We start from the raw sequence: 511 nt of genomic DNA, 5'->3' as shown, positions 1-511 counted from the left end.
ATGCACCGCGTCGCGGACCACGGCATTTACGGCTACACGTCCTATGCCGCCGAACCGCGCTACCTCGGCTCTATCGCGGACTGGTACCGGCGGCGGCACCGCACCGAAATCCGCGAAGAGTGGGTCGCGTACTCGGACGGCAGCATCTCCGCAATCCTCTCCGCCCTCCACATGTTCACCAACACCGGCGACGGTGTCATCATCTTGCGTCCGGTATACGGGCGCTTCACCGGCATTATTCAGGACAATCTGTACCGCAAAGTCGTCTCCAGCCACCTGCTGAACGACGGCGGCTATTACACCGTCGACTGGGACGACTTCGAGCGGAAATGCGCCGTGCCGACGAACCGCGCGTTCGTCCTCGCCTCGCCCGCGAATCCGGTCGGCAGGGTGTGGTCGGAGGGCGAACTCCGCCGCCTCGCCGAGATATGCCGGAAGCACCGCGTGCTGTTCGTTTCAGACGAAATCCACAGCGACATAGTCCGCGAAGGCGCCGAGCACCGCACGATTC

General features: G+C 63.8%; 1 protein-coding gene. It reads left to right on the top strand.

Features of this window, described 5'->3' with window-relative positions:
• On the top strand, window positions 1-511 hold a 511-nt coding region (locus AWU74_RS07870), incomplete at both ends, for an aminotransferase class I/II-fold pyridoxal phosphate-dependent enzyme (protein WP_162505069.1).

This window comes from Treponema endosymbiont of Eucomonympha sp., assembly GCF_001028545.1.
The sequence above is the reverse complement of the archived record's forward strand: the minus strand, read 5'-3'. Positions and strand labels throughout refer to the sequence as shown.